The organism is Streptomyces sp. NPDC060000 (assembly GCF_042737375.1).
GTDB lineage: Bacteria > Actinomycetota > Actinomycetes > Streptomycetales > Streptomycetaceae > Streptomyces.
The window spans coordinates 1-24,482 of the sequence record NZ_JBHWUU010000039.1 but is presented as its reverse complement, the minus strand read 5'-3'; the positions used below and the strand labels follow the sequence as shown (position 1 = coordinate 24,482).

The 24,482-nt window shown below is 73.0% G+C and carries 23 protein-coding genes; 13 read left to right on the top strand and 10 right to left on the bottom strand.

Going from position 1 to position 24,482, the window contains the following annotated elements:
- Positions 1–2 precede the first annotated feature (2 nt).
- From ACFWBB_RS21225 to ACFWBB_RS21215, 3 genes are read right to left on the bottom strand one after another with little or no spacing between them, the layout of a single operon-like run.
- A complete protein-coding gene (locus ACFWBB_RS21225; protein WP_385274505.1) occupies positions 3–674 on the bottom strand; it encodes an ABC transporter permease in 672 nt (223 codons plus the stop codon).
- Positions 674–1,315 (bottom strand): ABC transporter permease, encoded by a 642-nt coding sequence (locus tag ACFWBB_RS21220; protein WP_385274502.1) that lies wholly within the window; start codon positions 1,313–1,315, stop codon positions 674–676. Before ACFWBB_RS21220 ends, ACFWBB_RS21225 begins: the two co-directional genes overlap by 1 nt.
- Positions 1,312–2,355, bottom strand: coding sequence for an ABC transporter ATP-binding protein (locus tag ACFWBB_RS21215; protein WP_385274499.1), 1,044 nt, complete (start codon positions 2,353–2,355; stop codon positions 1,312–1,314). The genes ACFWBB_RS21220 and ACFWBB_RS21215 overlap by 4 nt, the downstream gene beginning before the upstream one ends.
- A 141-nt stretch (positions 2,356–2,496) precedes the next feature.
- Here ACFWBB_RS21215 and ACFWBB_RS21210 point away from each other — a divergent pair, with 141 nt between their 5' ends.
- The 3 genes from ACFWBB_RS21210 to ACFWBB_RS21200 all read left to right on the top strand — a co-directional run bounded on the left by ACFWBB_RS21210 (position 2,497) and on the right by ACFWBB_RS21200 (position 5,637).
- On the top strand, positions 2,497–4,005 hold the full coding sequence (locus ACFWBB_RS21210) for an aromatic amino acid ammonia-lyase (RefSeq protein WP_385274496.1): 1,509 nt from the start codon (positions 2,497–2,499) through the stop codon (positions 4,003–4,005).
- Positions 4,002–4,937: a MurR/RpiR family transcriptional regulator gene (locus tag ACFWBB_RS21205; RefSeq protein WP_385274493.1), complete on the top strand. Its 936-nt coding sequence runs from the start codon at positions 4,002–4,004 to the stop codon at positions 4,935–4,937. The genes ACFWBB_RS21210 and ACFWBB_RS21205 overlap by 4 nt, the downstream gene beginning before the upstream one ends.
- 115 nt (positions 4,938–5,052) lie before the next feature.
- Positions 5,053–5,637 (top strand): hypothetical protein, encoded by a 585-nt coding sequence (locus ACFWBB_RS21200; protein ID WP_385274490.1) that lies wholly within the window; start codon positions 5,053–5,055, stop codon positions 5,635–5,637.
- 73 nt (positions 5,638–5,710) lie between these two features.
- Here the strand turns inward: ACFWBB_RS21200 and ACFWBB_RS21195 are convergent, their stop codons facing one another.
- From ACFWBB_RS21195 to ACFWBB_RS21180, 4 genes are read right to left on the bottom strand one after another with little or no spacing between them, the layout of a single operon-like run.
- Complete coding sequence (locus tag ACFWBB_RS21195) at positions 5,711–6,085, bottom strand: hypothetical protein (RefSeq protein WP_385274487.1); 375 nt, start codon at positions 6,083–6,085, stop codon at positions 5,711–5,713.
- Positions 6,086–6,107: 22 nt separating this feature from the next.
- On the bottom strand, positions 6,108–6,647 hold the full coding sequence (locus ACFWBB_RS21190; protein WP_385274484.1) for a roadblock/LC7 domain-containing protein: 540 nt from the start codon (positions 6,645–6,647) through the stop codon (positions 6,108–6,110).
- A gap of 34 nt (positions 6,648–6,681) precedes the next feature.
- Positions 6,682–7,584, bottom strand: a complete 903-nt coding sequence (locus tag ACFWBB_RS21185; RefSeq protein WP_385274481.1) for a transcriptional regulator — start codon at positions 7,582–7,584, stop codon at positions 6,682–6,684.
- Positions 7,581–8,033 (bottom strand): hypothetical protein, encoded by a 453-nt coding sequence (locus ACFWBB_RS21180; RefSeq protein WP_385274478.1) that lies wholly within the window; start codon positions 8,031–8,033, stop codon positions 7,581–7,583. The genes ACFWBB_RS21185 and ACFWBB_RS21180 overlap by 4 nt, the downstream gene beginning before the upstream one ends.
- A gap of 538 nt (positions 8,034–8,571) precedes the next feature.
- Here ACFWBB_RS21180 and hutU point away from each other — a divergent pair.
- The 4 genes from hutU to hutI all read left to right on the top strand — a co-directional run bounded on the left by hutU (position 8,572) and on the right by hutI (position 14,199).
- Positions 8,572–10,236 carry a urocanate hydratase gene (gene hutU / locus ACFWBB_RS21175; protein ID WP_385274475.1) on the top strand — a complete coding sequence of 555 codons (1,665 nt, stop codon included), beginning with the start codon at positions 8,572–8,574 and terminating at the stop codon, positions 10,234–10,236.
- Positions 10,237–10,373: 137 nt separating this feature from the next.
- Positions 10,374–11,576 (top strand): allantoate amidohydrolase, encoded by a 1,203-nt coding sequence (locus tag ACFWBB_RS21170; protein ID WP_385274621.1) that lies wholly within the window; start codon positions 10,374–10,376, stop codon positions 11,574–11,576.
- Entirely contained in the window at positions 11,573–12,922 is a 1,350-nt protein-coding gene (locus ACFWBB_RS21165) for a formimidoylglutamate deiminase (protein ID WP_385274472.1), read from the top strand. The genes ACFWBB_RS21170 and ACFWBB_RS21165 overlap by 4 nt, the downstream gene beginning before the upstream one ends.
- Before the next feature lie 80 nt (positions 12,923–13,002).
- Complete coding sequence (gene hutI / locus ACFWBB_RS21160) at positions 13,003–14,199, top strand: imidazolonepropionase (RefSeq protein ID WP_385274469.1); 1,197 nt, start codon at positions 13,003–13,005, stop codon at positions 14,197–14,199.
- Positions 14,200–14,242: 43 nt separating this feature from the next.
- On the opposite strand, the gene ACFWBB_RS21155 is transcribed toward hutI, so the two are convergent.
- The 3 genes from ACFWBB_RS21155 to ACFWBB_RS21145 all read right to left on the bottom strand — a co-directional run bounded on the left by ACFWBB_RS21155 (position 14,243) and on the right by ACFWBB_RS21145 (position 18,452).
- On the bottom strand, positions 14,243–15,286 hold the full coding sequence (locus ACFWBB_RS21155; RefSeq protein ID WP_385274467.1) for a DMT family transporter: 1,044 nt from the start codon (positions 15,284–15,286) through the stop codon (positions 14,243–14,245).
- A gap of 313 nt (positions 15,287–15,599) precedes the next feature.
- Positions 15,600–17,135: a ricin-type beta-trefoil lectin domain protein gene (locus tag ACFWBB_RS21150; protein ID WP_385274464.1), complete on the bottom strand. Its 1,536-nt coding sequence runs from the start codon at positions 17,133–17,135 to the stop codon at positions 15,600–15,602.
- 381 nt (positions 17,136–17,516) lie between these two features.
- Positions 17,517–18,452, bottom strand: coding sequence for an RNA polymerase sigma factor SigF (locus ACFWBB_RS21145; protein ID WP_385274461.1), 936 nt, complete (start codon positions 18,450–18,452; stop codon positions 17,517–17,519).
- 238 nt (positions 18,453–18,690) lie between these two features.
- Here ACFWBB_RS21145 and ACFWBB_RS21140 point away from each other — a divergent pair, with 238 nt between their 5' ends.
- The 6 genes from ACFWBB_RS21140 to ACFWBB_RS21115 all read left to right on the top strand — a co-directional run bounded on the left by ACFWBB_RS21140 (position 18,691) and on the right by ACFWBB_RS21115 (position 24,434).
- The gene (locus ACFWBB_RS21140; RefSeq protein ID WP_385274458.1) at positions 18,691–19,086 is read left to right on the top strand and encodes an STAS domain-containing protein; all 396 of its coding nucleotides are present in this window, start codon (positions 18,691–18,693) and stop codon (positions 19,084–19,086) included.
- A gap of 209 nt (positions 19,087–19,295) precedes the next feature.
- Positions 19,296–19,844 carry an ATP-binding protein gene (locus ACFWBB_RS21135; protein WP_385274455.1) on the top strand — a complete coding sequence of 183 codons (549 nt, stop codon included), beginning with the start codon at positions 19,296–19,298 and terminating at the stop codon, positions 19,842–19,844.
- A gap of 564 nt (positions 19,845–20,408) precedes the next feature.
- Positions 20,409–21,122: an LPXTG cell wall anchor domain-containing protein gene (locus ACFWBB_RS21130; RefSeq protein ID WP_385274452.1), complete on the top strand. Its 714-nt coding sequence runs from the start codon at positions 20,409–20,411 to the stop codon at positions 21,120–21,122.
- Positions 21,123–21,154: 32 nt separating this feature from the next.
- Positions 21,155–21,985 (top strand): hypothetical protein, encoded by an 831-nt coding sequence (locus tag ACFWBB_RS21125; protein ID WP_385274618.1) that lies wholly within the window; start codon positions 21,155–21,157, stop codon positions 21,983–21,985.
- On the top strand, positions 21,982–23,100 hold the full coding sequence (locus ACFWBB_RS21120; RefSeq protein ID WP_385274449.1) for a hypothetical protein: 1,119 nt from the start codon (positions 21,982–21,984) through the stop codon (positions 23,098–23,100). The genes ACFWBB_RS21125 and ACFWBB_RS21120 overlap by 4 nt, the downstream gene beginning before the upstream one ends.
- Positions 23,101–23,168: 68 nt before the next feature.
- On the top strand, positions 23,169–24,434 hold the full coding sequence (locus ACFWBB_RS21115; RefSeq protein WP_385274615.1) for a hypothetical protein: 1,266 nt from the start codon (positions 23,169–23,171) through the stop codon (positions 24,432–24,434).
- The last annotated feature ends 48 nt before the right edge of the window (positions 24,435–24,482 follow it).

Below are 24,482 nucleotides of genomic sequence, written 5' to 3'. Positions count from 1 at the left end.
CCCTAGGCGGTCTGTGCGGGGCGGTGCCGGAAAAGGAGGCGCTGGACGCCGGAGAGCGCCAGGTCCAGGACGATGGCGACGGCGGCGACCAGGAGCGCGCCGCCGAGCACCTGGACGAGGTCGCGCTGGGCGAGGCCGTCGAAGACGTAGCGGCCGAGGCCGCCGAAGGAGACGTATGCGGCGATGGTGGCCGTGGCGACCACCTGGATGAGCGCGAGGCGCAGGCCGGTCATGACCAGCGGGAGGGCCAGCGGCAGCTCCACCTGGAACAGGACCTGGTGGCCCCGCATGCCCTGGCCGCGGGCCGCGTCCTTCACGTCCGGGTCGACGGCCGTCATGCCCGCGTAGGTGTTGGTGACGATGGACGGGACCGCGAGGGCGACGAGCGCCACGTACACCGGCAGCATCGACAGGCCACCGGCCAGGAAGACCAGCACGACCAGGCCGACGGTCGGCAGGGCCCGGCCGAAGGAGGCCAGGTTGATCGCGAGGAACGCGCCCCGGCCGGTGTGGCCGATGAGCAGGCCGATCGGGAGGCCGATCACGGCCGCGATGAGGGTGGCCAGCAGCGAGTACTGGAGGTGTTCGGCGAGACGGTGCGCGATGCCGTCCGAGCCGGACCACTGGGCGCCGCTGGTCAGCCAGTCGCCGAGGTTCTTGATCAGTTCGAACATCAGGCTCGCCGCCTCTTCCACGGGGTGAGGAGGTACTGGACGCCGACCAGAGCCGCGTCGGCGACGACCGCCAGGAGGATCGTGAGGACCACTCCCGCGATCACCGGGGTCGGGAAGTCGCGCTGGAAGCCGTCGGTGAAGAGCTGGCCGAGGCCGCCGTCGCCGATGTAGGTGGCGACGGAGACCAGGGAGATCGACATGACCGTCGCGATGCGGACGCCAGCCATGATCACAGGGAGCGCGAGCGGGAACTCGACGGTGAGGAGCGTGCGCAGGGGGCGCGTGCCCATCGCCTTGGCGGCCTCCTTGGTCTTCGCCGGGACGGAGTCGAGCCCTTCGACCGTGTTCCGCAGCAGCACGACCAGGGTGTAGACGGTCAGGCCGATGACGGTGGTGGTGCGGGTGAGACCGCTGACCGGCAGCAGCAGCACGAAGATCGCGATCGACGGGATCGTGAACAGCACGTTGGACAGGCCGAGCAGAAAGCCGCGCAGCGGGCGGACCCGGTGGGCGATCACCGCGAGGGGGAGGCTGATCAGCAGTCCGAGGAGAACGGCGGTCAGCGCGGCCTCGAGATGGGAGATCGTGAGGGTCGTCAGGTCGTCGGTGTGGCCCGATATCCAGGACCAGTCGATGCTCATACCGCCACCCGCGCCTCGGTGTGGGCCCGGCCGGCGCGGGTGTGGATGTCGTCGCGGGAGGTGACACCGGTGAGGACGCCGGCCGCGTCGACGCGGGCGACGAGCCCGGTGGGGGAGGCGACCGACTCGTTGAGCGCGGACAGCAGGGAGTCGCCGTCCTTGAGGGGGCGCACGGGTACGGCGGTCCCGGCGGTGTCCTTTGGCGTCCAGTGCAGCGGCTTGCGGGCCTCGTCGAGCACGAGAGTCCAGGCGCCGCCCTCGGGGGCGGGGCCCTGGGGGACATCCGCGAGGGTCGTCAGCGAGAGCAGCTTCAGGCCGCGCTCGGCGCCGAGGAAGTCGGCCACGAAGTCGTCGGCCGGGCGGGCGAGCAGCTCGGTGGGCGAGGCGCACTGGACCAGGTGGCCGCCCGTGCGGAACACGGCGATCTGGTCGCCGAGGCGGACGGCCTCGTCGATGTCGTGCGTGACGAAGACGATGGTCTTGCTCAACTCCTTCTGCAACCTGAGCAGTTCGTCCTGGAGCTGGGTGCGTACCACCGGGTCGACCGCGCCGAAGGGCTCGTCCATGAGAAGCACGGGCGGGTCGGCGGCGAGCGCGCGGGCCACGCCCACGCGCTGCTGCTGGCCGCCGGACAGCTGGTGCGGGTAACGCTTGCCCGAGTCGGCGGACAGGCCGACGGTCTCCAGCAGTTCGGCCGCGCGGGCGCGGGCCCTGCGGCGGCCGTGGCCGAGCAGCAGCGGCACGGTGGCGATGTTGTCGAGCACCGTGCGGTGCGGGAAGAGCCCCGACTGCTGGATGACGTACCCGATGGAGCGGCGCAGTTCGGCCGCGTCCTGCCGGGTGACGTCCCTGCCGTTGACGTTGATGGTTCCGGAGGTCGGGTCGACCATCCGGTTGATCATCCGCAGGGTGGTCGTCTTGCCGCAACCGGAGGAACCGACCAGCACGGTCACACCGCCCTCCGGCATGTGGAGGGAGAGATCGTGGACCGCTGTCGTGCCGTTGGGGAAGCGCTTGTGGACCGCGTCGAACTGGATCATGAGTTGTCCCTTGCCCGGCTGTATAACGTCATGCAGAGTTCTCGGTAGATGAATAGCTTGTCAACGGTTCGGTGTTAATCCGAGGTAACGGATGACCGTCAGGCAAGATCGCGTGTCCGGATTGAGGGGATTCATAGCCTTATGTCGTCTCGGATGGTGGACGCCTCTCCTGTGACGGGCTCCGGTCTCGTGGTCCTCGACGGGATCGCCCTCGGTGTCGCGGACGTCGCGCGCCTCGCCGACCGGGCCGCCCGGCCGGTCCCCGGCACCGACGCGACGAAGCGGATGACCGAGGCGTGGGACGCCGCCCGTCTGATCGCCGCCACCGGTCGCGTCTACGGCCGCTCCACCGGAGTCGGCGCCAACCGGAACGAGGACGTGCCCACCGACGCGGCCGCCGAGCACGGCCTGCGCCTGCTGCGCAGCCACGCCGGCGCCATCGGCGAGGAACTGCCCGCCCGGCAGGTCCGGGCCATGCTCGCGGTCCGCGCCAACCAGCTGCTCGCCGGGGGCGCCGGTCTGCGGCCCGGCGTCGTCACGGCCCTGTGCGAGGCCCTGGAGAACGGGGCGTATCCGGTCGTCAACGAGTTCGGCTCGGTGGGGACCGGCGACCTGGCGGCGCTGGCGCAGGTCGGGCTCGCGCTGGTGGGGGAGCACCCGTGGCGCGGCACCGGAGCCCCCGAGCCGCAGCAGCTCGACAACAACGACGCCCTCGCGCTCATCAGCAGCAACGCCCTCACCCTCGGCCAGTCCGCCCTCGCCCTGCACGAACTGCGCGGGCTCCTGGAGGCCACCCAGGTCGTCGGCGCGCTCTCGCTGCTCGCCGTGGACGGCTCGCACGAGGCGTACGCCGCCCCCGTGCACGCCGCCCGCCCGCACCGGGGGTCCGCCGAAGTCGCCCGCCGGATGCGGGAGTTGACCGGCGCACAGGACCGGCCCACGCCGCCCCTCGGCAGGATCCAGGACCCCTACGGCTTCCGCTGCCTGCCCCAGATCCACGGCCCCGCGCACGACGCCGCCGACGCCCTGGAGGAGGTGGTCGGCATCGAGATCAACGCGGCCGCCGAGAACCCGCTCATCTGCGCCGAGGACATGGCCGCCTACCACCACGGCGGCTTCTACCAGGCCCAGCTCGCCCTCGCCCTGGACCACTTCAGACTGGCACTGACCCAGGTGGCACGGCTGTCCACCTCCCGCCTGTCGACCCTGAACGAACCGGCCTACACCCGGCTGCGCCCCTTCCTCGCCGACGCCGAGCCCGCCTCCTCCGGCGTGATGATCCTCGAGTACGCCGCCGCGGCCGCCCTCGGTGACCTGCGGGCCTTCTCCGCGCCCGCCTCGCTCGGCCACGCTGTACTCTCCCGGGGCGTCGAGGAACAGGCCAGTTTCGCCTCGCTCGCCGCCCGGCAGACACTGCGTGCCTGTGCCGCGTACCGTCTCGTCGTCGGCTGCGAACTCGTGGCCGCCGTACGGGCACTGCGCCAGCGCGAGCTGCGGCCCGAGCCGGGACTTCCGGTGGCGCGCGCGCTGGAGCTGGCCGAGTCGGTGCTCGACGCGGAACAGGCCGACCGGCCGCTCACGGACGACGTGCGCGCGGCGGCCGGCCTGCTGGACCGGTTCACGGACATCTGGAGGGGGAGCGGGGCATGAGCGCGGAGACGGGGATCGGTGGGGGAGTGCCGGGTGCCGGTGTGCGGGGTACCGGTGCGCCGGGTGGTGCCGGGGCGCCGGGTGCGGGTGCGGGTGCGCCGGACAGTCCCGCCGCCCGGCTGCAGGCGCTCTTCGAGGGGCACCGGCTGACGCCGACCCAGCGGCGCATCGCGCACAGCATGGTGCGGCGCGCCGCCGACGTGCCGTTCCTGTCCAGCGTCGAGCTGGCCGAGCTCGCGGGCGTCAGCCAGCCGTCCGTGACCCGCTTCGCGGTGGCCCTCGGCTTCGACGGCTACCCCGCCCTGCGCAAGCACCTGCGCGAGGTCGCTCCCGCCGAACAGACGGCGGGCTCGGCCTCGTACAACGAGTACCAGCAGGCCGTCGAGGCCGAGATCGAGAACCTGAGGCACCTCGCCGAACTGCTCGCCGATCCCCGGCCGGTACAGCGGGCGGGCCGGCTGCTGGCGGCCTCGCGTCCGCTTCCCGTGCTCGGACTGCGGGCCGCCGCCTCCCAGGCGTACGGGTTCGCGTACTTCGCGGCCAAGGTCCATCCGGACGTACGGCTGCTGAACGAGGGCGGCACGATGATCCACGACCGGATCGACGCCGCCGTCCGGGCGGGCGCCTCGGCCCTGCTCTGCTTCGCGCTGCCCCGGCATCCGCGCGAGGTCGTCGACACCCTCGCCTACGCCCGGGGGGCGGGGCTGAGCGTGGTGACGGTCGCCGACTCCGCGTTCGCGCCGGTCGCCAAGGTCTCCGACCTGCTGCTGCCGGCCGCCGTCGGCACCGGCCTCGCCTTCGACACGGCGTGCGCGCCGATGCTGCTGGGGCGGGTGCTGCTGGAGGCGATGTGCGACGACCTGCCCGACGCGCAGGTCCGGCTGGAGGAGTTCGACGCGCGGGCCGCGGCGCGGGGGCTCTTCGTCGAGTAGGCCGCCGCCGCGCCTGCGGGGCCCGGTTCTCCGGGGCGTTCTCTCAGACTCGTCTCACGTTCGCTCACTAGTCTGAGCGGTCACGGAACTGTGCCGGAGAGACCAGGAGGCGGACGTGGCGCGCGGAGGGCAGGGGCTGGCTCGGGTGGCCGTCGTCGTACGGGCCGGAGCCGCGCCGTTGTGGTGGTGCGGGGTGTTCACGGCGGGGGTCGGGGTCCTGGTGCCCGGACTCACCGGGCGGCGGATCGGAGTGCTGGCCGGGGCCGCGCTCTTCATCGTCGCCGTCGCCGTGGTGGCGTCCCGCGGCCGTCGGCGGATGACGGGACTCGGCCGCGGGGCCGCCCGGGCCGGCAAGAGCGATGTGCTCCAGGACCGGGCGGTGACCGTCGGCACCTGGCGGCACGGTCACCGCTGGTGGCTGCTGCTCGCCTTAGTGGCCGCGCTCGGCAGCTCCTTCGTGGTGCCCGCGGCGGCCGGCCTGCTGCTCGCCGGCTGCGGGGCCGGGCTGCGGCTGAAGGCCGCCTGGCTCGGGCGGCGCGAGCGGGCCGAGGACGCGCTGCTGTGGGTGCGCGTCGACTGGCTGGACCGGCACGGCGGACGCCCGGCCGGCAAGGCCGTCAAGGCGTACCGCAGCACCGGCATCGCGGCGGGCGACGCGGCCCCGGGCGGGGCCCGCCGCCGCACCGCGGCGCTGGTCTAGCCGTCCTGCACAGGGGGAGCGGGTCCGGCCGGTGTGGCGGGTCCGGTCGGTGTGGCGGGTCCGGTCGGTCCGGCTACACCTCGAGGTCCTCCTCGATCCTCTTCAACTGGTGGCGGGCCATCGCCAGGTTGGCCCGCTTGGCGTCCAGGACCAGGTACATGAAGAGCCCGTTGCCGCCGCGGCCGCTGATCAGCCGGATCAGGTGGTACTGGTCGTTCAGCGTGATCAGGATGTCCTCGATCTGGCCCTTGAGCCCGAGGTGCTCCATGGTGCGCATCTTGGCGCGCACCACGTCGGTGTTTCCGGCGGCGGCGACGTTCAGGTCGAACGTCTTGCTGCCGCCCATCGTGCCCAGCGCCATGCCGCTCGTGTAGTCGACGAGCGCGACTCCGGTCGCGCCCTCGATCGAGGCGAGACACTCTTTCAGTGTGGTTTCGGTGTTGGCCATGACAGTGCTCCTCGGTTCCTTCTCAACTTTCCGTGGTGGTGCGCGCGTTGGTGGTCCCTGAACCGCGCGCCGATCTGGTCCGTACGATGGGTGGCTTGGCGGGCGTCCGCACGGGCGGCTTCGCCGGGGTCTTCGCCGGTGCCCTGGCCGGTGTGGCGGCGGAGGCGGCCTTCGCCTCCCGCACCTTCGCCTCCCACGCGTCGACGAGTTCCCCGATGCGGGCCCCGGCCCGGCGGCCCTCCAGGTGCAGCCGGCCGACGTTGACGCGGTCCTGGGCGAGCAGGGTCAGGACCGCGCTCTCACCGGCCGCGTACGTCGCGACGTAGCCGTAGACCCCGCGCACGAGCAGCTCGCGGAAGTCGCCCTGGCCGGTCGTGTCCGCCATCCGCACCGCGACGCCGAGGGCGGCGGCGGTCAGCGCGGCCACCACCTCCGGCTCCACGCCGGGCGTGTCGTGGGCGAGGACGAGGCCGTCCACGCCGGCCGTCAGGGCGCCGGTCAACTGGGGCACGCGGGCCCGCAGTCGCCGAAGTTCGTCGAGTATCTCGGGCTCGGACACCATCAGCTCGCTCCTCTCGGCGCGCGGTCGCTGCCGTTCAAAGGGCCTCCAGCGCATCCCTGAGCCTCTTCAGCAAGGTGATGTCGGGGTCGTTGACACGGGGCAGGGTGATACCCGGTGCCGGGTCCGGGACCGGGGCCGCGGGGCTCGCGGCCAGACCGGGGTGGATCGGGGGCGCGGCCGGCGCGCGGTGCGCCCGGGGCGGCGGGAAGAGTCCGGTGAGCAGGCCCGCCGCCGCCAGCCGCCGGACGTCCACCAGGGTGTGGAAGGCCTGCCGGCCCAGCTCCCGGGCGATGTCCGACGCGGTGCGTACGCCGTCCACCAGGGCCAGCACCGCGCTCTGCCGGGCGGTCGGCGTGGGCGCGGCGACGGTCTCGGACCGCCGCAGCGGCGCCCCGTCGGTCAGCGGGTCCGGCCACAGCCGGTTCAGCAGCTCGCGCCGGCGCAGTGTCTCGCGCTCGACCGCCTCGACCGGGACCGGCCGGAGCGTGCCCAGCCAGTGCCCGGCGCCGTACCGGAAGTGGCCCGGGGTGCTGCTGGGGGTGAGCGCGAAGTACGCCGCGTCGTACACCGTTTCTAGGTGGCACAGCTCCAGCGCACCGCGCGGGACGCGGCCGGCGTCGAGCAGGAGACGGGCGACGCCGTATTCCTCGTCGGCCCGGTCCACCGCGTCCTGCCAGACGGCGGCGGCGAGGGTGCCGTGGGCCAGGAGGAGCACGTCGAGGCCCGGGGCGAGCGGGCTCTCGGCGTGCACCACACGGCCCTCGGCGAGGTAGAGCGAGCCGCGCTCCCGCTCCAGGACGCCGGTGGCCCGTTCGGCCGCGAGCCGGGTCAGCATCGGCGACAGTCCGCCGCCGCGCTCCCGGGCCGGCGACTTCTCCCGCACGGGCAGCCGGGGCGGCGGGGTCGTCCCCTGCGGGGTCGTTCTCACCGCGGTCATCCCAGCACCAGCCGTCCGGCCATCTCGCCCAGCCGGATCCGGGCCAGCGCGAGGTTGCCGTCCGGCCGGGACAGCCACACGTGCAGGAACACGCTGCTGTCGAACGACGTCGGCACGAAGCGGAGCACGTGGTAGCTGTCCCGGTTGCTGATGATCAGGTCCTCGACCGGTGGATCGGCGGCCCCGGGCCGGGGGGCCGCCGATCCCTCCCCGTCGCCGGCGTGGTCTTCGTGGTCGGCACGGTCGGCGTAGCCGTCCGGGGCGAACGCCCGCTGCTCGGCCGTGAGCCGGGCGACCTCGGCGGCCTCGGCGGCCGCCGCCTCGTGGTCGCCGCCGGGGAACTCCCCGACCGAGCCCAGGGCCAGCCCGCTCGTCCAGTCGACCAGCGCGGCGCCCCTGGCGCCGGGCAGCCGCATGGCCTCCAGTAGACACTCGTCGATTCCGGGCACCGTTGGGCTCCCCTCCCGCCTGCCGTTCGGCTGAGTGATGAAGACGCTACGCAACGTATGCGCGGGGGGTGAGTCTTCTGGCATTTTCCAGCGGAACATGCGGTGAGGTGACTAAGGTGGGTCGACTGTCCCCGTTTTGGGTCGTATCGAGCCCCAGGCGCCCCTTCCTCACCGTTCAACACGTGTCCACCGGCGCGTGTCAACGGCGTGCGCGTCCAAGCGGGGTGGCGAACGCGAAGGCGTACGCCCCCTCGTTCCCTGCGTTCCCGCCCTGGCCTGCCGCTGTTCCGCGCCGATCCCGCAGGACGCCCCGCCGCGTGCCGCCGTGTCGCCTCGCCCCGCCTCGTGCCGCCTCGTGGTGCGGCTCGGTACTCCCCTTCGTGGCCCGGTTGCCCCCTTCGTGGCCCGGCTGCCCCCTTCGTGGCCCGGTGGCCACTCAGGTCGCGGCTCCGATGTATTGACTAGTTCTATTCATCAAGTCAGGATGTGAATAACAACAGCAACACCCCGGGATCACCCATCCGCAAGGAGGCAGACCATGTCAGGACCCCGCCCCGTACGAGCGCCACGCGGTACGGAACTGAGCGCCCTGGGATGGCAGCAGGAAGCCGCCCTGCGGATGCTGCAGAACAACCTCGACCCCGAGGTCGCCGAACACCCCGACAAGCTCGTCGTCTACGGCGGCACGGGCAAGGCGGCCCGTGACTGGCGCTCCTTCGACGCGATGGTCCGCACGCTCAGGACCCTCAAGCAGGACGAGACCATGCTGGTCCAGTCCGGCCGCCCGGTCGGCGTGATGCAGACCCACGAGTGGGCCCCGCGCGTCCTCATCGCCAACTCCAACCTCGTCGGCGACTGGGCCAACTGGGAGGAGTTCCGCCGGCTGGAGACCCTCGGCCTCACCATGTACGGCCAGATGACCGCCGGTTCCTGGATCTACATCGGCACCCAGGGCATCCTCCAGGGCACCTACGAGACCTTCGCCGCCGTCGCCGCGAAGAAGTTCGGCGGCACCCTCGCCGGCACGATCACCCTCACCGCCGGCCTCGGCGGCATGGGCGGCGCCCAGCCCCTCGCCGTCACGATGAACGACGGCGTCGCGATCTGTGTCGACGTCGACCCGCGCGCGATCGACCGCCGCATCGAGCACCGCTACCTGGACGTCAGGGCCGACAACCCGGACCACGCGCTCCGGCTCGCCGTCGAGGCCCGTGACCAGCGCAGGCCGCTCTCCATCGGCGTTCTCGGCAACGCCGCCGAACTCGTCCCGCAGCTGCTCGCGATGGGCGCCCCCATCGACATCGTCACCGACCAGACCTCGGCCCACGACCCGCTCGCCTACCTGCCGACCGGGATCGCCTTCGAGGACATGGCCGACGCCGCCGCGAAGGACCCGGCCGGCTTCACCACCCGGGCCCGCGAGTCGATGGCACGGCACGTCGAGGCGATGGTCGGCTTCATGGACGCCGGCGCCGAGGTCTTCGACTACGGCAACTCCATCCGGGGCGAGGCGCAACTCGCCGGATACGAGCGGGCGTTCGCGTTCCCCGGCTTCGTCCCGGCATATATCCGCCCGCTGTTCTGCGAGGGCAAGGGCCCCTTCCGCTGGGCGGCGCTCTCCGGCGACCCGGCCGACATCGCCAAGACCGACCGGGCGATGCTCGAGCTCTTCCCGGAGAACGAGTCCCTGGCCCGCTGGATCAAGCTGGCCGGTGAGCGCGTCCACTTCCAGGGCCTGCCCGCCCGTATCTGCTGGCTCGGCTACGGCGAGCGCGACAAGGCAGGCGAGCGCTTCAACGACATGGTGGCCTCGGGTGAGCTGGCGGCCCCGCTGGTCATCGGCCGAGACCACCTCGACGCCGGTTCCGTCGCCTCTCCGTACCGCGAGACCGAGGCCATGCTCGACGGCTCCGACGCGATCGCCGACTGGCCCCTGCTGAACGCCATGGTCAACGTGGCCTCCGGCGCCTCCTGGGTCTCCATCCACCACGGCGGCGGCGTCGGCATGGGCCGCTCCATCCACGCCGGCCAGGTGTCCGTGGCCGACGGCACCAAGCTCGCCGGCGAGAAGATCCGCCGTGTCCTCACCAACGACCCCGGCATGGGCGTCATCCGGCACGTGGACGCCGGGTACGACATCGCGGAGTCGGTCGCGGACGAGCGGGGCGTGCGGGTCCCCATGCGCGAAGGTGACGACGCGTGACCCTTCCGGGAGAGGAGCGGGGCGGGGACCGTCCGGTGGGGGCCGGGCTCTCGTCGCCGACCCCCACCGCCCCGCGGAACGAAGGCCCCCGGCCTGAAGGTCCACAGCCCGTGGCGGCTCATGCGTCCTTCCAGGAAATGTGGCGTGAGCTGACGCCCATCGGCCGCCACACCGAATCCGGCGGCTACCGCCGCTACGCCTGGACCGCCGCCGACGCCGACTGCCGGGCCTGGTTCAGGGGACAGGCCGAGGCACGCGGACTGACGTACGAGGTCGACCGCAACGGCAACCAGTGGGCGTGGCTCGGGGACCCGGCGGCCGGGGACGCCGTCGTCACCGGATCGCACCTCGACTCCGTGCCGGACGGCGGCGCCTTCGACGGGCCCCTCGGCGTGGTCTCCTCCTTCGCCGCCCTCGACGAACTCCGCGCGCGGGACGTCACGCTCACCAAGCCGCTCGCTCTCGTCAACTTCGGTGACGAGGAGGGCGCCCGCTTCGGACTCGCCTGCGTCGGCTCCCGGCTCACCGCGGGCCGGCTCACCGTGGAGCAGGCCCACCGGCTCACCGACGGCGACGGGATCACCCTTCCGCAGGCCATGGAAGCCGCCGGTCACGACCCCGACGCCATCGGTGCGGACCCCGAGCGGCTCGCCCGTATCGGCGCCTTCGTCGAACTGCACGTGGAGCAGGGGCGCGCTCTCGACCTGAGCGGGGACCAGGTCGGTCTGGCCAGCGCCATCTGGCCGCACGGGCGCTGGCGGTTCGACTTCCGGGGCGAGGCCAACCACGCCGGCACCACCCGCCTCGTGGACCGGCGCGACCCGATGCTGCCGTACGCCGAGACCGTGCTGGCCGCCCGCCGCGAGGCCCGGCTCGCGGACGCCGTCGCCACGTTCGGCAAGATCTCCGTCGAACCGAACGGCGTCAACGCCATCCCCTCCCTGGTGCGCGGCTGGCTCGACTCCCGCGCCGCCGACCAGGCCACCCTCGACACGGTGGTCGGCGGTGTGGAGCGGGCCGCGCGCGAGTACGCCGAGGCCCACGGCATCGACCTGGACGTCGTCCGTGAGTCGTTCACGCCCGTCGTCGAGTTCGACCACGCCCTGCGCGACGAACTCGGCCGGATCCTCGGCAGCGACACGGACCTCAAGGTCCCCGTCCTGGGCACCGGCGCCGGACACGACGCCGGAATCCTCTCCGGGACCATCCCGACCGCCATGCTGTTCGTGCGCAACCCCACGGGCGTCTCGCACTCCCCGGCCGAGTTCGCCGCCGAGGACGACTGCGTGGCCGGGGTGCACGCCCTCGCCGACGTACTGGAAGGACTGGCCCGCAGGTGACATCCACGCAGCGGACACGGACGTACTGGCTGGAGCACGCCTGGCTCGACACGAACGTCGAGCCGGGCGTCGCCCTCGAGGTGACGGACGGCCGCATCACCGCCGTCCGGACGGGCGTCGACACCCCGCCGCCCGGCGCCGAGACCCTGCGCGGACTCACCCTCCCCGGCCTGGCGAACGCCCACAGCCACGCCTTCCACCGCGCCCTGCGCGGCACCGTCCAGGTCGGCTCCGGCACCTTCTGGACCTGGCGCGAGGTCATGTACGCGGTCGCCGACCGGCTCACCCCGGAGACCTATCACCAGCTGGCCCGCGCCGTGTACGCCGAGATGGCGCTGGCCGGCATCACGGCCGTCGGCGAGTTCCACTATCTGCACCACGCCCCCGGCGGCACCCCCTACGCCGACCCCAACGCCATGGGCGAGGCACTGATCGAGGCCGCCGCCGAAGCCGGCATCCGCATCACCCTCCTCGACACCGCCTACCTGTCCGCCGGCTTCGGACAGCCCCCCACCGCCCACCAGCTCCGCTTCTCCGACGGCGACGCCGACGCCTGGGCCGCACGCTGTTCACTTCTCAAGGAACGGGATCACGCGAGGATCGGGGCGGCCGTCCATTCCGTACGGGCCGTGCCCGCCGGGCAGTTGGCGACCGTGGCGCGCTGGGCCGAGGAGCGCGGGGCGCCGCTGCACGTGCACCTGTCCGAGCAGACCGCCGAGAACGAGGCCTGCCGCGCCGCCCACGGCCGCACGCCCGCCCAGCTCCTCGCCGAGCACGGAGTCCTCGGGCCGCGCACCACCGGCGTCCACAACACCCATCTCACCGACGAGGACATCGCCCTGCTCGGCCGGTCCGGCACCGGCACCTGCATGTGCCCGACGACCGAACGGGACCTCGCCGACGGCATCGGCCCGGCCGTCGCCCTCCAGACCGCGGGCTCACCGCTCTGTCTCGGCTCCGACAGCCATGCTGTCATCGACCTCCTCGAAGAGGCCCGCGCGATGGAACTGAACGAGCGGCTGCGCACCCGCACCCGGGGTCACTGGACGGCGGCGGCCCTGCTGCGCGCCGCCTCCGCCGACGGGCACGCCGCCCTCGGCAACCCGGACGCGGGCACCCTGGAGACCGGCGCGGCCGCCGACTTCACGACGATCGCGCTCGACTCGGTCAGGACAGCGGGCCCGGTGCCCAGGCTCGGTGCCGAGACGGCCGTATTCGCGGCGACCGCGGCGGACGTACGGCATACGGTCGTCGCCGGGCGGCACGTCGTACGCGACGGGGCGCACACGCTCGTACCGGATGTGCCGCAGGCCCTCGCACGGGCCGTGGCGGCCCTGCACGCCTGACGTCCGCACGCCTCACCCCGGCGGCCGTCGCCCCCGCCTCCGCCCTCACCCCCGCCCCCGTCAGCCACGAGGACACGACGATGAGCAGCAGCACCGGTACGGCCGGCACGACCACCGTCATCACGAACATCGCCACGCTGGTCACCAACGATCCCTCCCTGGGCGACGACTCTCCGCTCGGTCTGGTCCGGGACGCGGCCGTCGTCATCGAGGGCGACCGCGTCGTGTGGACCGGTGAATCAAGCAAAGCACCCGCCACTGACAACCGGGTCGACGCCGGGGGCCGGGCGGTCCTCCCGGGCTTCGTCGACTCCCACTCCCACCTGGTCTTCGCGGGCGACCGCACCGAGGAGTTCAACGCCCGCATGTCGGGCCGCGGTTACACGGCGGGCGGCATCCGCACCACGGTCGCGGCCACCCGGGCGGCCACCGACGGGGAACTGGAAGCGAACCTCACCCGTTTCCTCACCGAGGCCCTCCGCCAGGGCACCACCACCTTCGAGACCAAGTCCGGCTACGGCCTGACGGTCGCCGACGAGGCCCGCGCCCTGCGCCTCGCCGCCGCCCACACCGACGAGGTCACCTACCTCGGCGCCCACATCGTCTCCCCCGACTACGCCGACGACCCGGCCGGCTACGTGGCCCTGGTCACCGGCGAGATGCTCGACGCCTGCGCCCCCCACGCCCGCTGGATCGACGTCTTCTGCGAGAAGGGCGCCTTCGACGGCGACCAGGCCCGCGCCATCCTCACCGCGGGCAAGGCGAAGGGGCTGCACCCCCGCATCCACGCCAACCAGCTCTCATTCGGCCCCGGCGTGCAGCTGGCGGTCGAACTGGACGCGGCCAGCGCCGACCACTGCACCCATCTCACGGACGCGGACGTCGACGCCCTCGCGAGCGGCGACACGGTCGCCACACTGCTGCCCGGCGCCGAGTTCTCCACCCGCGCAGCGTGGCCGAACGCCCGCAGGCTGCTGGACGCGGGCGTCACCGTCGCCCTCTCCACGGACTGCAACCCCGGCTCGTCCTTCACCTCGTCCGTCCCCTTCTGTATCGCGCTCGCGGTGCGGGACATGCGGATGACGCCGGACGAGGCGGTGTGGTCGGCGACGGCGGGCGGGGCCGCGGCCCTGCGCCGCACCGACGTGGGACGCGTGGCCCCCGGCGCGTACGCCGACCTGACCCTCCTCGACGCCCCGAGCCACGTCCACCTCGCCTACCGGCCCGGCGTACCGCTCGTGTCGGGGGTGTGGCGGCGCGGCGTACGGGTCGTCTGAGCCTGAGCCCGGGGCGGCATCCGGGACTGCATCCGGGTCTGGGCTAGGTCTGGGTCTGGGTCTGGCCCTGAGCCGGCTCCCGGCCCCTGTCCCGGTCCGCCACCGACCGTCCCCAGCCGGTGCCGACGAGCACGAGCACCGCGCCCACCAGGCCCAGCCACCCCGGCCGGTCCCCGGCCAGCGCGATGCCCAGGGCCGCGGCCCACACCGGCTCGGTGCCCAACAGCAGGCTGACCCGGGACGGTGACGTACGGTGGACCGCCCACATCTGTACGAAGAACGCGAACAGCGTGCAGAACACGGAGAGGTAGACCAGCCCCAGCCAGTCGCCGCCGTCGAAGTCCGCCGCGGCCGCCCACGGGGACGCGCCCGTCCCCGGCAGAGCCACCAGCACCGCGAACACGGCCACGGCGGAACCCAGTTGGACGGTGGTCAGCGACAGCGCGTCGGCACCGCGCACCGACTCCATGCGCGCCATGGCCAGCACGTGCACGGTACGGGCGACGGCGGCCCCCAGCATCAGCAGATCGCCCCCCGACGGGGCGGTGAACCCGGCGCCCTGTGTCAGCAGGGCCACGCCGAGCACCGACAGTCCCGCCGCCGCCATGAACGCCCCCGGCAGCCGCATCCCGCGCACCCGGCTCTCCGCGATCGGCGTGAACACCATGGTCAGGCTGATGATCAGCCCGGCGTTGGTCGCGGAGGTGTGCACCACGCCGTATGTCTCCAGCAGGAAGATCACGGCCAGGATCAGCCCCAGCACCCCGGCCCCGCGCCACTGAGGCCCGCTCAGCACCCGCAGCCGCCGCCACCCGGCGACCACCAGCACCGGCAGCGCCACGGCGAACCGCAGCACCAGCACGGCCGACACGGTGCCCGCCGTCGTGACGCCCTTGGCGGCGAGATAACTGGAACCCCAGACGACGGCGACGAGCAGCACTGGAACATCGGCGAGCCGCCCAAGACGGGAGGAGACGGCGGCCGGTGAGACCGGTGAGACTGGTGAGACCGGGGAGTTCAGGGAGGCAGGGGAAGCAGGGGGGTTGGGGGAAGCAGGGGAGACCGGTGAGGCAGGGGAGTCGGGCATGGGGCGCTGGGCTCCTCATGAGCGGATGACGCGGCTGGCCCAGCGGCTCTGCTGGTCAGAGGGCTGAGCCAGAGTAGTCACCGGCGGGAATCCGGCCAGTGGGTTTTCAGCATGAGGACATCCCGGCCCTGCGCACGGCACGCGCAGGCCACCGTGCGCCCGCCGCCCGCCGCTTGCCGTTCCCGTGACCTCAGGCGCCCGCCGCCTGTTGTCCGCCGTCCGCCGCCTGTTGTCCGCCGTCCGCTGTCCGCTGTCCGCTGTCCGCTGTCCGCTGTCCGCTGTCCGCTGTCCGCCGTCCGCCGTTCCCGTGAGCTCAGGCCGCCCCCGCCCGCCACAGTTGGTCCCCGGCCTCGTCCAGCGGCTCCAGCGACACCCCGCCGCCCGCGTCCGCCGTCAGCGCCGTCAGGATCGCGATCGCCGGGCGGACGGTCCCGTCGCCGTCCACGGTGAACCGCAGGTTCGCCCCGTGATCGCCCTCCGCCGAGGCGCAGTCCCACACTCCCACGCCCTTGTCCACGGACCCCCTGCTGTCCAGGCAGAAGTCCTGGTCGGCGTAGGACTGGAGCACCCCGCGCCCCGCGTCCACCCGCCACCGCTGGCTCGGCGAGGCGGAACACGGGACCGTCACCACGTCCGTGCCGTTGTCGAAGTCGCCCGCGACCTCCAGGCAGCGCCCGTTGGCCACGTTCACGACCTGGGCGTACGTCCCACCGGGAGCGCGCGTCGGTGACGGCGTGGGCGTCGGTTTCGGCTTCGGTGGGGCGCTCGTACGGGAGGGGGACGAACTCGGCGTCGGGGAGGGCGAGGGGGAGACAGGGGAGGAGACGGGCGGCGCGGAGACCGTCGCCGTCACGGTCACCGGCGGTGCCGTCGGCAGCCCGGTGGTGACGGTTCCCGCCGAGTCCCGGCCCGGCGAACCGGCGTTGGCCGCGAGCAGGAACAGCAGCGGGACCACGGCGATCCCCAGCGCCGCCGACGCCAGCACCACCCGGCGGGCCGGTCTCCGTACGGCTCTGGGCGCCGGGCGGGGCGACGCGCGCTCGTCCATCACGTACGCCGTCCCGCCCCACGGCAGCAGCCCCTCCGCGAGGGCGGCGCGCGGGGTGTCGCGCAGCGCGCTCTGCTCCTCGTAGGCGGTCGCGCAGTGCGGGCAGCGGACCATGTGGGCGTCGAGGTCGGGGCTGTGCCGGGGGGCGTCCGGACGCACGGACTGCTCGATCAGCCGGCGGAAGTCCCCGCAGCGAGGGTCGTCGGAGGCGGCGAGACGGTGCCGCAGACAGGCCTGGGCCAGGGCGTGCAGGGCGGAGCCCGTGCCGTACGTGACGTCCTCGGTGGTCAGGCCGAGCAGCGCGGCCGTCCGCCCGGCGGGCTCGCGTTCCACGACGCCGTACCAGACGAGGCCCTGTGCGCGGGAGGGCAGCGAACGGAACGCGGCGAGCAGGGGCGGTACGGGGCCGCCGGGGGCCGCCGTGTTGAGGACGAGCAACAGTCCCGCGTCCAGCCCGGCGGCCCGGTCGTCGACGGCCCAGGCCGCGGCCACCTGCCAGGACAGCAACAGCAGTTGGTGGCGCCAGGGTCCGCCGGGGTCGTTGCCGCGGGCCGTCTCCCGGGCGGCGAGGGTGAACGCCTCGGCCGCGAGGCGCCGCGCCGCCGGTTCGCTGGTCGTGCAGCGGCGGGCGTAGGCCAGGACGGCGGGGTGGTGGCGGGCACGCAGTGCGCGCAGCGCCGGGTACGCGGCGGCGGGGGCGGCGCGGAGCCGGTCGGTGAGGTACGCGTCGGAACCGTCGGAACCGTCGAAGCCGTCGGCGTTCACGTCGTCGCCGTCGCCGACACCGTCGGCAGGGGCCATGGGGGTCGCCTCCTCGCCGGATGCCCACGCATCCGGTTGCTGACGTACTGGTCAGTCTGGGGTGAGGGTGACCCTAGTGGCGACCGGGCTTCCATGGGGAGGCTTCCGGGGGTAACGAGACGGCCACCGGAGCGTTGGGCCGGGAGCCGGGAGCCGGGAGCCGGGAGCCGGGAGCCGGGAGCCGGGAGCCGGGAGCCGGGAGCCGGGAGCCGGGAGCCGGGAGATGCCGATGTCCGTGTCCGGGCGAATGGCCGGACACGGACAAGGGCAAGTGGCAAGACGTAGCGCACAGGCACAGGTGCACAGGCGCGGGCGCACACGCACAGCCATAAGCGCCGTCGCACAGGCGCAGGCAGCGCGGGGCTGCCTGCGAACGCCGTCCTACTCCTCGACCGTCAGCCCCTTGCGCAGCCGCACCAGAGTCCGCGACAGCAGCCGGGACACGTGCATCTGCGAGATGCCGAGCTCTTCACCGATCTCGGACTGGGTCAGACCGGCGACGAAGCGGAGGGAGAGTATCTGCCGGTCGCGGGAGGGGAGTTCGGCGATCAGCGGCTTCAGCGACTCCACGTACTCGATACCCTCGAGTCCGTGGTCCTCGTAGCCGATGCGGTCGGTGAGGGCGCCTTCGGAGTCGTCGTCCTCCGGCTGCGCGTCCAGTGACGAGGCCGTGTAGGCGTTGGACGCGGCCATGCCCTCGACGACCTCGTCGTTGGAGATGCCGAGGCGCTCGGCCAACTCCACCACGGTGGGCGCCCGGTCGAGCTTCTGGGCCAGTTCGTCGCCCGCCTTGGCCAGTTCGAGCCGCAGCTCCTGGAGCCGGCGCGGGACGCGCACCGACCACGAGGTGTCGCGGAAGAAGCGCTTGATCTCGCCGATGATGGTTGGCATCGCGAAGGTCGGGAACTCGACGCCGCGCGACAGCTCGAAACGGTCGATCGCCTTGATCAGGCCGATGGTGCCGACCTGGATGATGTCCTCCATCGGCTCGCTGCGGGAGCGGAAGCGGGAGGCGGAGAACTTGACCAGCGCGAGGTTCAGTTCTACGAGGGTGTTGCGGACGTACGAGTACTCGTACGTGCCCTCTTCGAGGGACTCGAGCCGCGCGAACAGGGTCTTGGACAGAGCCCGTGCCTCGACGGCCGCGATCCCGTCGTACGGGGGGATCTCCGGAAGGCCGGCGAGGACGTCGGTGGGGTCGACGTCCGGTGCCGCGTCCTGCGCGATGGGTTCCAGATGTTCTTGTTCCGGAGGGGGTGTCGACGTCGCTCCGCGGGTAGGCGGTGCGTCGAGCCGGGGTGACATGATGTCCTCCATCGTTCTCGGCGTATGGCTGCCGAAGCCAGTTACGCACTACGGTGTGCGGCGCCTCCAAAGCCGGCCGTGTCGGTTACGTGTTCCTACTAGCCCTACCCGCTTTACTTGCCCCGCCGCAAGTGCATTCTGTACGCTTATGTCCGTTTGTGTGCGATTGTTCGGGTGTTGAGGTGCGGGTCGAAGGCGTAAGGTGCGAGGGCGTCAGCAAGCAGTCAACAACCCCAGGAGAAGAGACGGCATGGACCGCGGGACGGTCGGCAGCGCACAGTCGGGCCGGCTTCTGGTCGAGGTGCGGCAAGAAGGCTCCAGCGCCGTGGTGAGCCCGGCGGGTGAGCTCGATCACCACACCGCCGAACTGTTGCGTGAGCCACTCGACGACTGCCTCTCCAAGGGGCTCAGTCGCCTCGTGGTGGACTGCGCCCGTCTGGAGTTCTGTGACTCCACCGGGCTGAACGTGCTGCTCGGTGCCCGCCTGAAGGCGGAGGCGGCCGGTGGCGGTGTCCATCTGGCGGGCATGTTGCCCGTGGTGGCGCGGGTCTTCGAGATCACCGGCGCGGACGCGGTGTTCACCGTGCACGCCACGGTGGCGGAGGCCCTGGCCGACGGGCACGACGGGCGTGACGAGGACGGCTGAGCTTCGCCGTCCGCCGGAAACGGGTGCGAACGGACGTGAACGGGGGGTGTTCCGGCGGTTCTCTCGGGCAGGAGACATCCTGAACCCGAACATGTCGGCCGGGAAGCCGACGCGAACGCCGTCCGTCTACGTGCAGATACAGATTCTGTAGTGATCCGACTCTTGAATTGTGAACTGGTGAATCGGGGAATCGGTGAGGTGAAGCGCTGATGAGCACCACCCGGCCTTGCTCGCCGGGCGATCGAGGCCCGGAGCCCAGCGGCGCTTCCGAGGCGTCCGAGGCAGGCGCACACGGGGCTGAGACGCCCGAAGGGGGCGCGGCGACCGTCGCGTCCGGGTCGCCGGGCGGCCGCCAAGTGCGCCGCCTGGAATTCGACGACACCGGCGGGGTGGTCCCGCTCGCCCGTGACTTCGCCCGCCAGGCGTTGTACGCGTGGGACTGGCTGCCCGCCGCCACCGCCGACCGGCGGGCCGCAGCCGAGGACGTACTGCTCGTCGTCTCCGAACTGGTCACCAACGCGTGCCTGCACGCCGAGGGACCGGAGTGGATGGTCCTCAGCTGCGACAACAAGGTGATCCGGGTCGAGATCTCGGACCGCGGCGCGGGTCAGCCGGCTCCGCGCACCCCGCACCGCGCGGGGCGCCCCGGTGGGCACGGCATGTTCATCGTCCAGCGCCTCTGTCTGGACTGGGGTGTCGTACGGACCCCCGGTGTCACGGGCAAGACGGTCTGGGCGGAACTGGGCGCGCCGGCCTGACCTCACGGGGCCCGGGAACCACTCGGTTCCCCGGGCCCGGCGCCGGTCCGGACTCCCATCGCCCCGTGGTGGACGGCGGGAGACCGCGGTACGCGCACACCCCCGACGGCTCGGGGCCGCCCGTCGGCCGACCGGTTCCGGTTTTCGGCTGCCGACTGGTCGTCTCCCGACCGGTTCCGGTTCTCGGCTGCCCGCCGGTCGTCTGCCGACCGGTCCCGTTCTCGCTTGCCCGCTCCAGTCGTCAGTCGACCGCTCCGATCGCCTCCTCCCCGCACCGGTCGTCCGCCGACCGCTCTTACGGAGCGGTCCCGGAGTCCCCGTGGGCTGGCAGCCGTGCCCGAGGTACTGCGGCGCCGGAGTCCCCGCGGGGTGGTCGCCGTGCCCGAGGTGCTGCGGTGCCGGGCGGCTTCCGGCCTCCTCGCGACCCCCTGGATCCGCGTGCCGGATCGCCAAAACTCCGGGGCGTACCTTCTCTTCCTTCCTCATCGCCCCGGGCGTACCTTGACGGCTCAATCTGATGCCTCGTCAGTAAGGGCGGGGCGGTGGGAGTGAGGGGACGGGACCGTGTCGAACCGGAAGCGAACCGCCGCGCTCGCGACTGCCGCGGCCCTGGCCGGCTCGGCGGTGTGGATGGCCGCCCCCGTGGCCACGGCCCAGGTCGTGAACGTCAACTACACCTGTGACACGCCCATCGGCGTGAAGACGGCCGTATCGCCCATCGACATCGAGGGCGTCAAGAGCGGCAGCGGCTACAAGATCACCATGTCCTGGCAGAAGGGCGTCTCCTCCAGCCCCATCGAACTCGGCGCGGGCACCATGAAGCCGAGCGCCACGATCAAGCTGGGCGGCGCCGACGGCGGCACCCTGAACGTCACCGGCTCCGCCAACCAGGCCGCGATACCCGAGAACACCCCCATCAAGATCAACGACCTGAGCGGCACCTACACCCCGAAGAAGACCGGCAAGGTCACCTTCACGGCCGGTGTGCTCACCATCAAGGCGATGGGCACGACCACCACCTGCACACCCAGCAACAGCCCCGGGCCCTCCCTGACCCTCGACGTGACCGCGTCGGGCGGCGGGAGCACCACGAGCGGCGGTGGCGGCGGTTCCGGCGGGACGACGGGCGACGGCGGTTCCGGCGGCGACCTCCCGCAGACCGGACCCGAGGACTCCGCCGTCGCCCTCGGCACCCTCGGCGGCACGGTGCTGCTCGCGGGCGCCGCGGGCACCCTGTGGCTGACCCGGCGGAGCCGGACGGCAGCCGCCCGCCGCTGACCGTCCCCCTCGTACGAGTGCTGGAGCCGCCGATGCCGTACGCCGACGCCCGTGCCCTGCTGCTGACCCTGTCGCTCCCGCTGCTGCTCGCGGCCGGCCCGGCCACCACCGGCGGCTGGTCGGCCGCGCCCTCCGGCGGCGGGCGGCCGTCCTTCTACGCGGAGGGTGCGCCCGGGGCGGTGCTCCGGGACACGCTCTCCGTGACCAACCGGGGCACGGAGCCGCTCACCGTACGGCTGCGCGCCATCGGTGACGGCCTGCGGGTCGCCTTCGCCGGGCCGGTCCTCGGCATCCCGGCCCGCACCCGCGCCGAGGTGCCCTTCACGGTGACGGTCCCGGCGGACGCCCCGCCCGGGGACCGCGTCGGCGAGATCGTCGTACGGGACGCCGGCGGCCGGGAGTCCGCCGTCCGGCTGCTGATCCGGGTCGGCGGCCCGGAGCTGGCCGCACTGACCGTCGAGCACGTGGCCGTGCGCGGCGACCGCATCACGTACGAGCTGGTCAACCGCGGCACCACGGCCCTCGTCCCGCGGCTCGCCGTGCACGCGGACGGTGTCCTCGGCGCCGTCCTGGACCGAGCCCCGCGCACCCTGCCCGTCCGCCTGTCCCCGGGCCGCCGCCTCGGACTCGACGAACCGTGGCCCGACCGCCCCGCCCTGGACGCCGTCACCGTCCGGCTGACGGTGACCGCGCCGGGTGCGGCACGGGCCACCGGGCGGGCGTCGGCGCGGTTCGTGCCGTGGGACGCGGTGGCGGGCACGGCGGCCGGCGCGCTGTCGGTCGCGGTGGCCGCCGTGGCCCTACGACGACGCGGGCGCCGAACGGCCATGGCCCGGGCCGGGGAGAGGGGAGCGCCGACGTGAGAGGCAAGCCGCGGAGCACGCTGCTGGTGCCGGTCCTGCTCCTGATACTGCTCCCGTTCTCGCTGCCGTCTGCGGGCGCGGCCGCCGCCGCGGACGGCAAGCCGGTCGTCACCCTCTCCAAGTCACAGGCGGGGACGGGTGGTTCGATCACCGTCAGCGGCAGCGGCTGGCGGTCACGCACGCTGCTGATGCTGCTGGTCTGCGGACAGGCGACCCCGGCCCGGGGTGTGGTCGGCGGCACCAACTCCTGCGCCAACGCCGACGGCCGCGCCGTCACCACCGACGCCGAAGGCCGCTTCAGCCGGGCGCTGCCGGTGACCGAGCCGCCGGTGCCGTGCCCCTGCGTGGTGCACGTGGCCACCGCGACCGGAGCGAAGGCCCAGGCCGACGCGATGTTCCAGGTGGCCGGGCACCCGGTCGAACCGCTTCCCGCGCAGACCGGCGGCGGCCGCCTGTCCGTGCTCACCGACACCCGGCTCGACGGCTCCGGCTCGCTGCTCACCTGGTTCGGGGCGCCGCCCTCCCGCACGCTGGCCTTCACCGTCGGCAACGTGGGCACCGCGGCCGTCAAGGACCCCGTCTTCCAGGTCGGCACCGCTCACGGGGTGTTCGCCCCCCAGTGGGACGATCGGCAGTGGCACGGCACGCTCGGCCCCGGCGAGAAGGCGCGCGTGGAACTGCCCGTCGAACTCACCGCCGGCGCACACGGCGACTACACCGTCTCCCTGAAGTACGGCGGGAAGGTCCTCGCCGAACAGCCGTGGGGCGTGGGCCGTCCCTGGGGCGTGACCCTGTTCTGGATCCTGCTCTGCCTGGTGGTGCCGGCCGCGGTCTTCCGCGTCGGGCTGGCGGTGGTGGACCGGGTACGCCCGCGCCACGCCGCCCGACGGCCCGCACGCGCCACGAGACCCGCACGTGCCCCCCGGCGCGGACGCCGGCGCGGAACGGCGGCCCCGCCCCCGCGTCCCGCGCCCCCCACCCCGAACACGACTCTGCCGTGGTTCAGCCCGGAGACCGGTCCGGGCGGCCCGGCGGGCCGGCTCTCCGCACCGCACGAAGACCATCCGACGAGTCCCACGAGTCCCACGACTCCCGGCAGGAAAGGATCCACGTGAGTGAGAGAGCCGTATCACCCGACCGTGCGCCCGCGCGGAAGAGAGCGGCAGCGGCGGGCGCCGCCGTCCTGTTCACCGGGGCGGCCGTCCTGCTGGGCGTGACCGCCGGGCAGGCGCAGGCCGCCGAGGTGTCCTACGCCACCAAGTGCGTCCCGCCCTCGGGCATCGGCCTGCCCGACGTCAACGGCACCACCAAGGTCGACATCACGGCACCGGCCACGGCGAAGGTCGGCGACACCGTCGACATCGTCTGGAAGTTCACCCAGGCCGCGTCGAAGAACCCCGACATCATCGACCTGCCCGCGAACTCGGTCCAGCCGTCCGGCACCCTCAAGGCGGCCGGCGCGCAGAGCGCCGACATCGCGATGCAGGGGACGCGCGAGAACCCGGCGATCCCCAAGGGCGGCGCGATGACGCTGTCCGACATGAAGGGCACGCTGAAGCTGACGGCCGCCGGGCAGGTGACGCTCACGCCGGACGCGTACGTCGTCAACGCGCTGTCCACGGACACCAGGTGCGCGCCTACGGAAGCCGTCCAGCCGTCGGCGACCATCACCGTGACGGCGGGGGAGGGGAGTTCGGGTTCCGGCTCGGGTTCGCCCTCGTCGAGCACGTCCCCCAGCTCCTCGCAGAGCCAGAGCCAGTCACCCTCGTCGAGCCCGTCCACGACGCCCGGTACCACCCCGTCGGCGTCCCAGTCCGGCGGTGACAGCGGCCAGACCGATTTCACCGGCAAGGTCGTCGACATCCCCTACACCTGCGCCTCGCCCATCGGCGAGAAGAAGGCGACCTCGCCGATCCAGATCAACGCCAAGAAGGACGGCGGGAGTTACGCCCTCACCGTGCAGTTCAAGAAGTCGGTGATGGACAGCCCGATCGACATCCCGGCCGGCAAGGTCAAACCGACCATGCAGATCGTGCTGGGCGGCGCGGACACGGGCTCGGTGACGGTGGAGGGCCCGCTGAACTCCGCGACGATCCCGCAGGGCGAGCCGATCGCGATCCCTGACCTCACCGGCGTGTACAAACCCGGCGCGACCGGCGACTCCACGCTCTCCCCGGGCGTCCTCACCATCGAGGCCATGGGCACGACCACCACCTGCACTCCGGACAGCACGGCCGTCTCCCTCACCCTGAACACCGCGGAACAGGCGAGCGGCGCGTCCGGCGGCAGCGGCTCGTCCTCGGGCGGGACCACCTCGACCAGCGGCGGCCTCGCGGAGACGGGCTCCGGCGACCACGGCACCCTGAAGGCCCTGGGCCTGGTCGCGGGCACGGCGATCCTGCTGGGCGGCGCGGTCTTCACGTTCATGCCGGGCAGGAGGGTGCGCTGACTTCCGGCCCGCAGAGTCCGAGCGTGAACAGGGGAGGGCCGCCGCACC